The sequence below is a fragment of the Vibrio campbellii CAIM 519 = NBRC 15631 = ATCC 25920 genome (genome assembly GCF_002163755.1).
Classification (GTDB): Bacteria; Pseudomonadota; Gammaproteobacteria; order Enterobacterales; family Vibrionaceae; genus Vibrio; species Vibrio campbellii.
Map to the genome: position 1 here is coordinate 3041706 of NZ_CP015863.1, position 14446 is coordinate 3056151.

The 14446-nt window shown below is 46.2% G+C and carries 11 protein-coding genes; 2 read left to right on the top strand and 9 right to left on the bottom strand.

From position 1 onward, the window contains the following. Positions 1–207: 207 nt before the first annotated feature. A complete protein-coding gene (locus tag A8140_RS14605; RefSeq protein ID WP_005532182.1) occupies positions 208–795 on the bottom strand; it encodes an aminodeoxychorismate/anthranilate synthase component II in 588 nt (195 codons plus the stop codon). Positions 796–984: 189 nt separating this feature from the next. Continuing rightward, positions 985–3933: an ExeM/NucH family extracellular endonuclease gene (locus A8140_RS14610; protein WP_005532181.1), complete on the bottom strand. Its 2949-nt coding sequence runs from the start codon at positions 3931–3933 to the stop codon at positions 985–987. A gap of 527 nt (positions 3934–4460) precedes the next feature. Here A8140_RS14610 and A8140_RS14615 point away from each other — a divergent pair. Then, positions 4461–4835: a hypothetical protein gene (locus tag A8140_RS14615; protein WP_005532179.1), complete on the top strand. Its 375-nt coding sequence runs from the start codon at positions 4461–4463 to the stop codon at positions 4833–4835. A gap of 62 nt (positions 4836–4897) precedes the next feature. Here A8140_RS14615 and trpS read toward each other — a convergent pair whose 3' ends face one another. The 5 genes from trpS to nsrR form a co-directional block, all read right to left on the bottom strand. Next, positions 4898–5935, bottom strand: a complete 1038-nt coding sequence (trpS, locus tag A8140_RS14620; protein ID WP_005532178.1) for a tryptophan--tRNA ligase — start codon at positions 5933–5935, stop codon at positions 4898–4900. Positions 5936–6050: 115 nt separating this feature from the next. Next, positions 6051–6737, bottom strand: a complete 687-nt coding sequence (locus A8140_RS14625) for a phosphoglycolate phosphatase (RefSeq protein ID WP_005532176.1) — start codon at positions 6735–6737, stop codon at positions 6051–6053. 125 nt (positions 6738–6862) lie between these two features. Further along, on the bottom strand, positions 6863–7606 hold the full coding sequence (rlmB, locus tag A8140_RS14630; RefSeq protein WP_005432756.1) for a 23S rRNA (guanosine(2251)-2'-O)-methyltransferase RlmB: 744 nt from the start codon (positions 7604–7606) through the stop codon (positions 6863–6865). Positions 7607–7682: 76 nt separating this feature from the next. Further along, positions 7683–10175 (bottom strand): ribonuclease R, encoded by a 2493-nt coding sequence (gene rnr / locus A8140_RS14635; RefSeq protein WP_005532174.1) that lies wholly within the window; start codon positions 10173–10175, stop codon positions 7683–7685. A gap of 117 nt (positions 10176–10292) precedes the next feature. Beyond that, positions 10293–10718, bottom strand: a complete 426-nt coding sequence (nsrR, locus tag A8140_RS14640) for a nitric oxide-sensing transcriptional repressor NsrR (protein WP_005432776.1) — start codon at positions 10716–10718, stop codon at positions 10293–10295. Positions 10719–10830: 112 nt separating this feature from the next. Between nsrR and hmpA the strand changes: the two genes are divergently transcribed. Then, positions 10831–12015, top strand: a complete 1185-nt coding sequence (hmpA, locus tag A8140_RS14645; protein ID WP_005532173.1) for an NO-inducible flavohemoprotein — start codon at positions 10831–10833, stop codon at positions 12013–12015. Between the two features lie 106 nt (positions 12016–12121). Here hmpA and motX read toward each other — a convergent pair whose 3' ends face one another. Both motX and A8140_RS14660 read right to left on the bottom strand, forming a co-directional pair. Further along, entirely contained in the window at positions 12122–12757 is a 636-nt protein-coding gene (motX, locus tag A8140_RS14650) for a flagellar protein MotX (protein ID WP_005532172.1), read from the bottom strand. A gap of 232 nt (positions 12758–12989) precedes the next feature. Further along, the gene (locus A8140_RS14660; protein ID WP_005432780.1) at positions 12990–14306 is read right to left on the bottom strand and encodes an adenylosuccinate synthase; all 1317 of its coding nucleotides are present in this window, start codon (positions 14304–14306) and stop codon (positions 12990–12992) included. Positions 14307–14446: the final 140 nt, after the last annotated feature.

Here is a 14446-nt window from a genome sequence, read left to right on the forward strand (position 1 = left end):
CGCAACACCTCATACTCACTATCTATGATTATTTATGCACCAAGAAACGCAAATAGAGAAGCAATTTTTTATAAAAACCATGTATGACAATGGCTAGAAGGAAATGAGAAAAATGAATAGACCTCACCTAATTGGCAGAACGCATAGTTTTGCATTCGCCTTCTTAGATGGAAAATATGAAGAATTTGTTAAGAAAGGTGATCGCGATCAGATCGTTTTACGCGCGAGAAAGTTTGCGAGTAGTTCGTGGCCTTGTTCTGTCTTAATTGACTCAGGATGAAACTGTACCGCGTCAATTGGCAGGGTTTTATGCTGGTAGCCCATGATTTCATCCATGGTTCCGTCAGTCAGCTCTGTCCAAGCGGTCAATTCAAACACATCAGGTAACGTGCCGTTTTTCACCACCAGAGAGTGGTAGCGGGTTACCGTCAATGGGTTGTTAAGGTTTTTAAACACACTGCGACCGTTGTGACGAATTGGTGATGTCTTGCCGTGCATCACTTGTCGAGCACGAACCACTTCCCCTCCAAACACCTGTGCAATCGCCTGATGACCAAGGCAAACGCCCAAGATAGGTAACTTACCAGCAAAGTGCTCAATGGCTTGTAGAGAGATACCCGCTTCGTTAGGAGTACATGGCCCTGGAGAGATCACCAAATGAGTTGGGTTGAGCGCCTCAATGCCTTGGATATCGATTTCATCGTTACGCACCACCTTTACGTCTGCACCAAGCTCGCAGAAGTATTGGTAAAGGTTGTAGGTAAAAGAGTCGTAGTTATCGATGATCAACAACATAAAAGGTCGGTTGCTCCAATCCGTTTTGGCAATGCTTACGTGGTGAATCGCCACGTTCGTGACAATCAAGGGCGGTATTTTGCTATACCAAGCAAGAAAGGCAAGTTTTTGCTGAATAAAAAGGCCAGCATAGGCTGGCCTTTGGTCTTTACAGCTATTTAAGAACTGTTTGTCAGGAAATAAATTCGTTTAGCGGCGACGGCCGAATAAGCCCAGACCTAGCAGCGCAATTAGCGCGCCAAAGCCAAATGAACCACCATCATCATCGTCTGATGGGTTCGTGCTCGACGCCTCTAACGTAACAGCGCGAGAATCACTGAACTTAACCGTATTACCCGTAGAGTCTGTCACTTTCTCTTCTAGAACGTACTGACCTTCTGTTGGTGCTTTGTCGAACTCCACACTCACGCTACGAGCATCAATGTCCGCTTGTGTCAGTGTGGCACTCGCTTCGTAACCATCAGCATCAGAGGTTGATGACGCTGCTTGAGTTGCTTCCGTTAGGCTTACTGTCACGATGTCACCGACAACTGCGTTTGGCGGCAGGCGTACTTCCACTGCTAGGTTTTCACCTGAGCTTGGAAGGTCGATATCTGTATCTGGGAAATCAATCGCGATGATCACTGGATCGTGGTCAGACGCCGAGAACGCATCTTTGTACTTCGGCATATCACCTGTGTACTTGCTGCTGTATTCGAACAAGTTACTTTCTAGTGAGTTGATATGCCAATCTTCAATCGCCACCACTTTTTGTGCCAAGCTGTTGCTAGCCAATGCGTGGTCTAGGTTACCTAGCTCACCAGAGTAGGTGTATGAGAAAGTGTCTGCGCCGTGAAGTACCGTGTTCAGGTTATGGTAACCGTAGCCTTTTTCAATTTTGGTCTTCTCGACTTGAAGCTCACCACCACCAATGGTTGTGTAAGCAGCTGTGTAGATGTCACGGCCGTATTTCTCTTTCGAGTAATCGGTCAGTGTAAGCAGAGGATCTTCCATGCCGTAGGCGTTTAGGTCACCCATCACTAGCACGTCACCTTCAATGCCTTTCAGAGCATCACCCACAACGTTAGCAGCAGAAACACGGAAGTTGTTACAGTTGCCTTGCAGATCCGCTGGCTCAGAGTCTTCTACGCCTGCGATCCACTCTTCAATACATTCAGAACCTTTCGATTTGAAGTGGTTAACAACAACAGATAGATCTTTACCTGTATCTTTCACCGTAAAGGTTTGTAGCAAGCTATGACGTTGGTATTTGTCGTAAGCTGGGTTGCCTTCTGCATCGTCACCACGTGTAATGGTGTTTTCTTCGATGTGCTGCTCTGGCGTCACAATCACTTTCGCTGCTTCTTTTGGCGTCACTTCGTTTGCACGGTATAGGATCGCCACCATGATCGCATCACTACCAAAGTACTCATCTTGGTATTTGTCTTGATCCGCGATTTCAACGTAAGTGTAATGATCTTCTGTGTCTTCGATTTCAGCATTCAATGCATCCACCAAGTTCTTCACAGCACTGCTGTCACCAAAGCCGTTGTTCTCGACTTCCATCAGACCAATGATGTCAGCGTCCATCTTGTTCATCGCCGCAACGATTTTCGCTTGTTGGATCAGGAATTCGTCTAGGTTAGTCGCACCACGGTTTTGTCCAGTTGGGTTTTCATGGCCACTGTCAGCCACAGAGTTGAAGTAGTTCAAGACGTTGAAGCTAGCGATACGCAAATCTGAATCCGCAATCGCAGGGGCATCTTTACGAGCCACGTCGAAACCTTCACCTGTAGTGACGAAGTTAGTGTTATCGACTTCATTAGTCGCAATCAGGCGGTACTCGTTGTAGCTATAAGCTACCACGCCCTGCAGACCTTCTACTCGCGAACCAAGGCGAATATGCTGTTCAGAAGAGCCATCTTGGTCTGCATCTTTAGCAAAATCTGGGTAGTAAGGAATTTGGCCGTTTGGTGCTTTGCCATCAGATTCTAGGTATACGCGGTTCGCTGCGTTGTCTTTTGCTAGCTCAACGGCTGCATCGCTCTCTGCTGCGTGCAATTGAGTCGGCTTAAACAATGGCGCTTCATGAGACAACATCATGTTGTTACGGCGAGAGTCGTAGTCGTAAGAGAAGTTACGAGTTACAAACAAGTCACTTGCCGAGGTTAATTCAACTTGCATACCTTCATGACGCTCTAGCGCCCCACGCAGTGTCTCACCTTCTTTGATAACAAGATCGGTAACTCGAGGGATATCCGATGTGCCTGTTTTCACATAGCTGTTAGCATCAGAAGCTAGCTGAGTATTGCTGTAGTACTCTTGTACTTTACCTTTAACACAAACAACGTCCCCAGCTTTTAGCTCCGTGTCTGCCGCATCAGTATGAATGAACAAGCCTTCTGAGGTCTTGTCGTTGTTGTCACTTTCTAGTGCTTGTAGGTAGAAACCTTTGGTTAGGCCAGTGGTAACAGCAGTCACGACGCCAGTTACGAAATGATCTTCGTCGGTAATATATGGGTAACCATCAATTAATGGAGACGTATCGCCTTCACCTTGAATATCTTGGATGGTAGTAAAGTTAGGTTGCTGACCGTCGACTTCACAAGCGAATGGTGCTGGTGGCTCAGTCGCATTTAGCTCACCAAGACCGTCAATATTGTCTTTCTCAAATGCTGTCCACTGAGATGCATCATAGGTAGCCGAAGGGGTTAGTGCATCACTGTTACGAACCAATGTGGTGTCTTTACCAAAATCTACGTCACCCATCACACCGATGATATCGTGCACTTCACCATCTTTAAGCAATGCGATCGGATCGTCACCGTTAAAGTTCGTGACGCTTTTCTCCGTGTGATCTGCAACGGCTTTGATTGCGTCGCTAGCGTCACCATGCGCCAGTACATACACTTGGTTAGCTTGTAGCGTCACTTGGCTAAGGTCGAATGTGCTGCCCCAAGTACCACCACCGTTTGATGATTTCGCCAGCTCGTAACCGGTTAGCGTTACCGCTGCATCACCCGTGTTCGCGATTTCCACCGCTTTGTTGTAGGAACCGCCTTCAACATACTGGGAGAGAATAATTTCTGCGTTAGCATTGGCACTAAGCGCGCTGGCAATCGTCAGTGCAAGTAAAGAGGGTTTGATTAACGTATCCATTGTCGTACCTGATATTTATTTAAATGCAAACTAAGCCCTGAGCAGAGCCCACCATTTGTGCCTACTATCAGGTTTATTTATGAAATAAATAAGAAACACCAGCAAAAGCCGTGAAATATATCACACGTGAATACGCAAAATTATGCCAGGGCTGCCCCTTTAAACAGCTTTTGTAACAAATACAGCAACTAAGGATATAAATATCAATAATTAGACTTATTACTCGGTTTTATAACACTCAATATGTTATGTGAATGTATGAGTATTCAATCTGAATTCATTCAATTCCAGCAACGCAACTTAAATATTAATAAACACTAATTTAGAATAAAGTAAATTAGTGTTTCCTTCCTTTTTACCGTGTGAATCAAAATAAGCTTTCTGGTTATTTAAGCCTGTTAAGTTCAAATTTTTATAAATCAAACATCATTTTCACCACACAATACTCGCTAAATCCATAATCACTCGTTATAAACCCGCAAGAGACAGAGAACAAGGTCTCCAATAACGACTATCAGGATAAGAAAATGAAACGATTTCAGCAGATTGCGCTAGCCCTTTCGGCTTCAATGTTAATGGCGGGGTGTCAATTGACCTCGAGTGAACCCATCGAACCAAGTACCTCTGAGCATCTGGTCGAAGTGGCTAAGCAAGAACTCAGTGAGTTCAAAATGTTTGAAGTAAGTGATAATGGCTTAATCACCTATACCGCCCGCTTACCTGGCCCTGGCTACTATTGGCTACCCGCAAGTATTAAGGAATCCAGCTACGAGATATCTTGTATCGAATTAAGTTACTTTGTTGATCGTGGCTTTGTCGTCAAGTCTGCTTTCCTAGGCCCAAGAGGACGCGTGGAGTATTACGATATGGAACGTTGCATGGAAGACACGCCATTCCAGTAACATAGGCATTAAAAAAGCTCCACCAATGGTGGAGCTTTTTTAATTCTGATGTTTTTGAGCAACTATGGGCGAGCGACAAAACCCACTACTTCGTATGCTTTCTTCAACGTTTCAGCCGCACGTGCTGATGCTTTCTCTGCGCCTTGCTTCATCACTTCGTTCATGTAAGTACGGTCAGCGCGGATGCGATGGTATTCAGCCTGAATTGGCTCAAGCATAGTCACCAAGGCTTCACCAACGTCTTTCTTGAATGGACCGTACATTTCAACGCCTTGGTATTTCGCTTCAATATCTTCAAAGCTCATGCCTGTTGCCGCAGAGTACAGACCCATTAAGTTAGAGATACCAGCCTTGTTGTCCCAATCGTGAGCAATACGCGGTGGCGTTTCTGTGTCGGTTTGCGCTTTGTTGATCTTCTTAATGATCGACTTAGGCTCTTCCAACAGCGTGATAACGTTCTTACGGTTGTCATCAGATTTAGACATCTTCTTGGTTGCGTCTTGAAGGCTCATTACACGCGCGTTTACCGTCGGAATGTAAGGCTCTGGCACTTGGAAGATTGGCTGCTCTGGTGAGTAGATGTTGTTGAAGCGGTTAGCAATATCACGCGCTAGCTCTAGGTGTTGCTTCTGGTCGCTACCTACCGGCACTTGGTGTGCGCCGTAAAGCAGGATGTCTGCCGCCATGAGTACTGGGTAATCAAACAGGCCAACATTTACATCACCAAACTGGCTTGAGCTATCGTTTGAGTAACGTGCAGATTTGTCTTTAAACTGCGTCATACGACCCAGTTCACCCATTTGGGTGTAACAGTTAAGAAGCCAACCAAGTTGAGCATGCTCTGGTACGTGTGACTGAACAAATAGCGTGCTCTTCTTCGGGTCAACACCAACTGCCAGACAGATCGCCAGTGCGTCTAGAGTCGCTTCATGCAGCGCTTTAGGGTCCTGACGAACCGTAATCGCGTGAAGGTCTACCACACAGTATTGGCAATCATAATCGTCTTGCATCTGCTGCCATTGACGTAGAGCACCCAAGTAGTTACCGATACTTAGTTCACCTGAAGGTTGAACACCACTCAATACAATGGGTTTGCTCATTAGAATGATTCCTTTGACTTCTTAATCTAATTAAATGAAAAAACCGTGCAGCGATAGGCGCACGGTTTACTCAGTGTACTCATTAACGAGTATTTTGGAAGCTCTTTTGTAGCCGTTATGCAGAAACCGCTACAACGTCCAATAATTCTGCCAAACTGTCAGCGACGAAATCTGGATTTGACGCTGAGATTGGCTCGCCATGGTTGTAACCATAAGTCAGACCAAATGAGGCGCAACCTGCGTTCTTCGCTGCAAGAATGTCGTTCTTCGAGTCACCAACCATCATCATTTCACTTGGTTGGATTTGGTGCTTTTCCATCAACCAGTTCAGTGCGATTGGGTTTGGTTTTTTCTCTGGGAACGCATCGCCACCTAGCACATCAACAAAGTATTTTGCGATGTCGTGCTTTTCTAAAACATCAGGCACAAACTTCGAAGGCTTGTTGGTTACCAATGCCATAACAAAGCCGGCTTTGTGTAACTCTTCCAGTGTCTCTTTTACCGTTGGGTAAAGGTGGCTTAGTTTGTGACCGCTTTGCTCGTAGTAATCATCAAACAGTACACGTGCTTTAGCACGAAGCTCTTCATTCAGATCTGGGTTGATGGTTAAGCTCTGGCTCAATGCACGACCGATCAACACGTCTGCGCCGTTGCCCACATAATCACGGACTTGCTCTTCTGAAACCGATGGAAAGCCAAGCGCTTGCACTGATTGGTCTGCCGCAACCGCGAGATCTGGCACGCTATCAAGCAACGTACCATCAAGATCGAAGGCGATGAATTTAATATCTTGTTGAGTCATAACTTCCCTGAAGATTTTTATTTATAAATCGGTGAAAACGACAAAGGATGGCACCCCATCCTTTGTTTTTATCATTATGTCTGACTTTGCAGTAACTGTTTGTTTATTAGAAGTTTGTCTAGCAATTACTTTGCTGCAATACGCTGACGAACCGCTTCAAACAAACAAATGCCTGATGCCACAGATACGTTCAAACTTGAAACGCTACCTGCCATTGGGATCTTAATCAAATCGTCACAGGTTTCGCGAGTCAGACGACGCATGCCGTCGCCTTCTGCACCCATTACGATAGCAAGAGGCCCCGTCAGTTTTGCTTGGTAGATGTCGTGCGTTGCTTCACCCGCCGTGCCCACAAACCAAATGCCTTGCTCTTGCAGTGTACGCATAGTACGAGCCAAGTTAGTCACTCGGATCAATGGCACGACCTCAGCCGCGCCACAAGCGACTTTGCTTACGGTTGCGTTCATCGGTGCAGAACGATCTTTCGGTACGATTATCGCCGCTGCGCCAGCTGCGTCTGCATTACGTAGGCAAGCACCTAGGTTGTGCGGATCCGTCACGCCATCCAATACCAATAGTAGCGGTGATTCGTGCTGCGCTAGGATGCCATCAATGTCATTTTCATTAAGCTGCTTCGCCGCTTTAACACGAGCAATGATGCCTTGATGGTTAGCACCGTTCGCTTTGTCGTCCAGCGTTTTACGTGTCATTTGTTGAATCGAAACACCACACACCTGAAGATCGTTCAGGATTGGCATTAGGCGATCGTCTTGACGACCCTTTAAAACATACGCTTCGATAAAACGCTCTGGTTCGCGTTCCAATACCGCCTTCACTGCGTGAATGCCGTAGATAAATTCGTTACTCATTGTTTAACCTGTTGTTCTGGTCGTATTGCCTGCGCCAATCTACCCGTTTAAATCCAGACTAGATTGGCGATTCAGCCTACTCTGCGTCACTCTTAGTACGCTTAGTCTTCTTCGGCTTACTGTGTGGCTTTTTCTTGCGTGCTTTTTTCACTTTCGGCTTTTTAGCGCCTTCAGTGTCACTGCGTTTTGCTCCATTTGGGCGAGGCTTTTCTGCTACTGCAGGCTCTGGTCGCTTGGTTGGTTCAATCGCAGGTGTTGCACGAGTGCCGCCTTTTGTTGCCGCACGTTTTTTCTCTTTCGCTTTGCGTTTGGCATCTGCTGCGCGTTTCTTCGCAGTCTTACCTTTGCCGCGTAGCTTACGGCTTGTTTCGATTAATTCAAAATCAATTTGCTTGTCATTTAAGTTAACCGCAAGCACTTTCACTTTCACCGCATCGCCTAGGCGATAGATGTTACCGAAGCTTTCACCGATAAGTCTTTGACCAATCGGATCAAATTGGTAGTAGTCGTTCGCTAACGTCGAAATGTGCACCAAACCATCGATGTGCAGCTCTGTCAGACGAACAAAGAAACCAAAGCTGGTCACGTTTGCAATAACACCATCCAACTCGTCGCCAACATGGTCTTGCATGTATTCACACTTCAACCAATCAGCCACTTCACGAGTTGCGTCGTCTGCACGGCGCTCTGTCATCGAACATTGCTCACCATAGAAGTCCATGTCGTCAAACGAGTAGTGGTAACCGCCGGTTGGCGTCCAACGATCCTGGTTACGGCCTTCTTCTTTAGCAATCAGGTACTTGATTGCGCGGTGCAACAGCAGGTCTGGGTAACGACGAATTGGCGACGTGAAGTGCGCGTAACGTTTCAGCGCTAGACCAAAGTGGCCTGCATTGTCTGCGTTGTAGACCGCTTGCTTCATTGATCGCAGCAACATGGTTTGAATCAGCTCTTTGTCCTGACGTTCTGCGATTTGTTTTACCAAATCGGCATAGTCGGTTGGTGATGGCTCTAGACTACCTTTCAGATCCAGACCTAACTCACTTAGGAAGTCACGGAAACCTTGCAGACGCAGTTCACCCGGAGATTCGTGAACACGGTACAACGCTGGTTCTTTCGCTTTCTCAACATAAGACGCTGAAGCGATGTTCGCGAGGATCATACATTCTTCGATGATCTTGTGTGCGTCGTTGCGAATCACTGGCTCGATGCTTTCAATCTTACGATCCGCGTTGAAGATGAACTTAGCTTCAACGGTTTCGAATTCGATCGCACCACGGTTATCACGCGCTTCTTTAAGTACTTTGTACATCGCGTGCAACTCTTCAAGATGAGGAACGACAGCGTGATAACGCATACGTAGTTCTTCATCCCCTTCTAGAATCGCGCCCACTTTGTTGTAAGTCAGACGAGCGTGCGAGTTCATCACGGCTTCGTAGTGCTTGTAGCCCGATAGTTTACCAGTGTCAGAGATGGTCATCTCACACACCATACACAAGCGATCTACCTGTGGGTTAAGTGAACACAAACCGTTTGATAGCACTTCAGGTAGCATTGGCACCACTTGAGATGGGAAGTACACCGAGTTACCACGGTTGATGGCTTCTTTATCCAGCGCAGAGTCTGTACGTACGTAGTAACTTACGTCAGCAATCGCAACCCATAAGCGCCAACCGCCACTCTTTTTCTTCTCACAGTAAACGGCGTCATCGAAGTCACGCGCGTCTTCACCATCGATGGTAACCAACGGTAAGTCACGCAGGTCGACACGACCTACTTTCGCTTCTTCTGGAACTTCTTCGCCCAGGTTTTCAATTTGCTTATCAACCGCTTCTGGCCAATCGTGTGGAATTTGGTGGGTACGAATTGCAATTTGCGTTTCCATGCCCGGCGCCATGTTTTCGCCAAGGACTTCAACCACTTTACCCATCATGCCACGTGAGCGAGAGCCGCGATCAGTAATCTCAATCACGACCACGTTACCCATACGAGCACCCGCTTTGTGCTCATTTGGGATCAAAATATCTTGGCTAATACGAGAGTCATCAGGCACAACGTATGAGTAGCCGTATTCAAGGAAGAAACGACCCACAATCTGCGTATTACGTTCTTCTAAAACACGTACAAGGCGACCTTCACGACGACCACGCTTGCTGTTGTCAGTTGGTTGCACCAGCACGTAGTCACCGTGGATGATGTGCTTCATCTGGTGATGCGGCAGTACAATGTCATTATCCTTGCCGACACTGCCTTCAGGACGAACCCAACCATGGCCATCTTTGTGGCCAATTACGTAACCTTTCACCATCTCGAGTTTTTCTGGTAACGCATAGCACTGACGGCGCGTAAACACGAGCTGACCATCACGCTCCATTGCGCGCAGTCGACGACGCAAACCTTCGTACTGCTCTTCACCTTTAAGTTTCAGCGCTTCGAACAAATCATTGCGATTCATCGGTACGCCTGCTTCTTCTAGAAACTCAAGAATGAACTCTCGGCTTGGGATTGGATTTTCGTAATTTTTGGATTCACGATCTGCGAAAGGATCGTTTGGAATGTTGTCTGACATAGGCACGCCTATCTAGCAAGGAAGGTATAGAGCTAGTATATCCGAGTCTCTCGATAAGCTACAGAAATTGCTTTAAAAAAGAGTGTCAGTAAGAAGATTTATAAAGCGTTAAGAAGGCTAAGGACGAGCAAGTAAGATCAGCAGTTCTGAATTATCGCTCAGTAGCTCTTCAATCGTGCAGTCATCCAGTTCTGCAAGAAAGGCCAATTTCGCTTTCGCTAACTTTTCTTTTAGACGACATGCCGGCGTGATATGGCAGAATTCAACAGAGCAATTCACCAAATCTAATGGCTCTAAATCACGCACCACACCACCGACTGTGATTTCTTGCGGTGCTTTCATTAAACGAATGCCACCGTTTTTACCGCGCACTGTATGTACATAACCAAGCTGTCCAAGACGGTTGATCACTTTCACCATATGGTTACGTGATACACCAAATAAATCAGTCACTTCGGTAATATTTGTTAGCTCATCTTTTGGCAATGATGCCAAGTAGATTAAGGTTCTGAGCGCGTAGTCGGTAAAACTGGTTAACTGCATATTGCTATCCTCTCTAGATAGCAAAATTGTAATTCTTTTCTTGATCAAAAGATACATTTGAGATACAACTTTAAACATGCATTACAAATACAACTTTAAATAGGAATCCATTATGCTCAGCAACCAAACCATTGATATCGTGAAAGTAACCGCCCCTATTATCGCTGAAACTGGCCCGAAACTAACGGCACATTTTTATGATCGCATGTTTATCCATAACCCTGAGTTAAAAGACATTTTCAACATGAGTAACCAGCGTAATGGTGACCAACGTGAAGCTCTATTTAATGCAATCTGTGCTTATGCAGCCAACATCGATAACCTTCCAGCACTGCTTGGTGCAGTAGAGAAGATCGCCCACAAGCACACCAGTTTTATGATCACTAAAGATCAGTACCAAATCGTTGGCACACATCTACTGGCGACGATCGACGAATTGTTATCTCCGGGTCAGGAAGTGATTGATGCATGGGCAGAAGCTTATGGCGTGCTTGCGAACGTGTTCATTCAACGTGAAGAGCAAATCTACCAAGAGAATGCCGCACTTCAAGGTGGCTGGCGTGGGCTGCGCGAATTTGAGTTGGTGGGCAAGCAGCTTGAAAGTGAAAACATCTGTAGCTTTATTTTCAAACCAACCGATGGTGAAATGGTTTCTGAGTACAAACCGGGGCAATACCTAGGTATCTACATCAACAGCGATAAGTTTGAAAACCAAGAGATTCGCCAATACAGCCTATCCTCTGCAGTTCAAGAGAACAGTTACCGTATCTCTGTAAAACGCGAACAAGGCGGCAAAGTGTCTAACTTCCTGCACGATGATCTGAACATCGGCGACAAAGTGCAGCTCGCAGCACCGGCAGGTGACTTCTTTATGGACGTAGATGCTTCTACACCAGTTGTTTTAGTGTCAGCGGGCGTTGGTCTAACTCCGACTCTATCAATGCTTGAGAGCCTTTCTGAGCACCAAGCGTCAGTAACCTGGGTGCATGCAGCAGAAAACGGTCAACAGCACGCATTCAAACAGCACGTAAACCAGCTTGTGAATGCAAAAGAAAACATGAACTCGCTAGTGTGGTACAACCAACCAACAGCAGATGACAAGATGGGTGAAGATTTCCACTTCAGTGGTTTTGTAAACCTGAAGGAAATTGAAGCCGCCCTTAAGCAAGACAACGTGCAAGTCTACTTCTGTGGCCCTGTTGGCTTTATGCAGCACGTCGCGAAGCAGTTGCTTGAGCTTGGTGTAGCGCAAGACCAATTCCACTACGAGTGCTTCGGCCCACACAAAGTCGTTTAATCACTCACGATTACGCTTGGGGAAAAACAACAAAGCCCACATGATGTGGGCTTTGTTGTATGTATTGGTAGAGCTTTATGAAGTTACTGGTATTTTAAGAGTACATCTACCAGAAGTTGTCGCGGCGCTTAGCACGCGCAATAATGTTTTGCGGCATACGTTGCTCAAGACCACTTCTCAGCATCGCAATACGCTTGTGTTTTCTTTGGTCGGCAGTCACCGAGTTGTACAGCCAACGGTAAGCATCTTCGTAGTCGAGCGGACTGCCATAATCACGCAACAGTAGCTCAGCAAGATGAATACGCGCATTTAGATTGCCCATTGCCGCCGCTTCTCGCAGGTATGGGATTGCACGTTCTTTATCTTGTTGGACTAAAGTACCGCGAGAGTAATAGCGACCTAGCTGCTCTAGTGCAGCTGGCAAACCTTGGTGGGCTGCGTTTTCCATGTAGTAAAGACCGAGTTCTACGTCTTGTTCTACACACACGCCCCACGCCAACATATCGCCATAAAGGAATTCATAAGACGGCAAGTTAATGCGCGTCGCACGTGCCACGATATCTTCTACCAACTGGCAGTTATCAGCGCGCACGCGCTCTAGGTGCTTATTCTGCTCAATAAGCTTTATAAGCTCTGCTTCGGTGTAGATGGGGACAGGCGCCCCTACATCGGCAACATTTGCCTTAGCCGATGTCGCACTCAGCATCAATAACAGTGAAGCAGCCACTGTTCGTAACTTCATAAATGTACTCTTTAAGGTATCTAAAAAACCAAAGATCAGCCAAGGATCTCCTCTGCTTGATAACCTTATCGGCAAAGGTCAGTTAAGCTTTAGGCAATTTTTGCCTCCTACTTAAGCTTAACGGCAAATATTTGCCACAGTGAGTCGCATTTTTCAGTAATGAACCTAACTCACAGATACAAAAAAGCCAGCGATAAACGCTGGCTTTTACAACTGCCTGAACAATCAGGAATTAAGCACCGTATGGGTGAACCTTGATGATTGTTTCGTTACGGTCAGGACCTGTAGAAATGATGTCTACTGGAACACCTGTTAGTTCTTCGATACGTTTGATGTAATCAAGAGCAGCTTGTGGAAGCGCATCGATTGATTTAGCACCAAATGTTGTCTCAGACCAACCAGGCATTGTTTCGTAGATTGGCGTTGCCTCTTCGAATGACTCAGCAGCCATTGGAGAAACTTCTAGGATAGCGCCATCTTTCATCTTGTAACCAGTACAGATCTTGATCTCTTTAAGACCATCAAGAACGTCTAGTTTAGTTAGACACATACCCGTTAGAGAGTTGATTTGGATTGCACGACGCATTGCTACTGCATCAAACCAACCTGTACGACGTAGACGACCAGTCGTTGCACCAAACTCGTGGCCAACATCACCTAGGTGTTTACCAACTGGATCTTGCTTATCTAGACCGTCGTATAGTTCTGTAGGGAATGGACCTGAACCAACGCGAGTACAGTACGCCTTTGTGATACCAAGGATGTAACCGATGTGACGAGGACCAAAACCAGAACCTGCGGCAACACCACCAGCAGTCGTGTTAGAAGAAGTTACGTACGGGTAAGTACCGTGGTCGATATCTAGTAGCGTACCTTGAGCACCTTCGAACATGATCTTGTCGCCGCGCTTACGTGCTGCGTCTAGTTCGTCAGTTACGTCCATAACCATTGAAGTAAGTAGATCTGCGTAACCCATGCACTGCTCAAGAACTTCATCGTAGCTTACTGTGTCAGCTTTGTAGAAGTGCTCTAGTTGGAAGTTATGGAATTCCATTACTTCTTTCAGTTTCTCAGCGAACATTTCTTTATCGAAAAGGTCACCAACGCGTAGACCGCGACGAGCAACTTTATCTTCGTATGCTGGACCGATACCACGACCCGTTGTACCGATAGCTTTCGCGCCACGAGCGATTTCACGCGCGTTGTCGATAGCGATATGGTACGGAAGAATTAGAGGACAAGCTTCAGAAACGAAAAGACGCTCACGTACTGGGATACCGCGCTCTTCAAGAGGCTTCATTTCTTTCAGAAGTGCTTCAGGCGATAGTACAACGCCATTACCGATAACACATTTTACGTTATCGCGAAGGATACCTGATGGAATTAAGTGAAGAACGGTTTTTTCACCGTCAATTACAAGTGTGTGACCTGCATTGTGACCGCCTTGGTAGCGTACCACGTATTTTGCATCTTCAGTTAAAAGGTCTACAATTTTACCTTTACCTTCGTCACCCCATTGGGTGCCTAGAACGACTACGTTATTTCCCATCTTTCCAAGTCTGATTGCTAGTTAAAAATGGATTCTAGCACCGAATCACTCTTCTTGCAGTCATTTTTTGTTCACAGAGTTGATACTAGAATGCAAACTCGCCAACCTTGTTCATTTCGAAATCACTACATCACTGATAA

Coding starts and splice junctions, on each gene's coding strand:
- A8140_RS14605 (WP_005532182.1), bottom strand. CDS start 795: ATGTTGTTGATCATCGATAACTACGACTCTTTTACCTACAACCTTTAC.
- A8140_RS14610 (WP_005532181.1), bottom strand. CDS start 3,933: ATGGATACGTTAATCAAACCCTCTTTACTTGCACTGACGATTGCCAGC.
- A8140_RS14615 (WP_005532179.1), top strand. CDS start 4,461: ATGAAACGATTTCAGCAGATTGCGCTAGCCCTTTCGGCTTCAATGTTA.
- trpS (WP_005532178.1), bottom strand. CDS start 5,935: ATGAGCAAACCCATTGTATTGAGTGGTGTTCAACCTTCAGGTGAACTA.
- A8140_RS14625 (WP_005532176.1), bottom strand. CDS start 6,737: ATGACTCAACAAGATATTAAATTCATCGCCTTCGATCTTGATGGTACG.
- rlmB (WP_005432756.1), bottom strand. CDS start 7,606: ATGAGTAACGAATTTATCTACGGCATTCACGCAGTGAAGGCGGTATTG.
- rnr (WP_005532174.1), bottom strand. CDS start 10,175: ATGTCAGACAACATTCCAAACGATCCTTTCGCAGATCGTGAATCCAAA.
- nsrR (WP_005432776.1), bottom strand. CDS start 10,718: ATGCAGTTAACCAGTTTTACCGACTACGCGCTCAGAACCTTAATCTAC.
- hmpA (WP_005532173.1), top strand. CDS start 10,831: ATGCTCAGCAACCAAACCATTGATATCGTGAAAGTAACCGCCCCTATT.
- motX (WP_005532172.1), bottom strand. CDS start 12,757: ATGAAGTTACGAACAGTGGCTGCTTCACTGTTATTGATGCTGAGTGCG.
- A8140_RS14660 (WP_005432780.1), bottom strand. CDS start 14,306: ATGGGAAATAACGTAGTCGTTCTAGGCACCCAATGGGGTGACGAAGGT.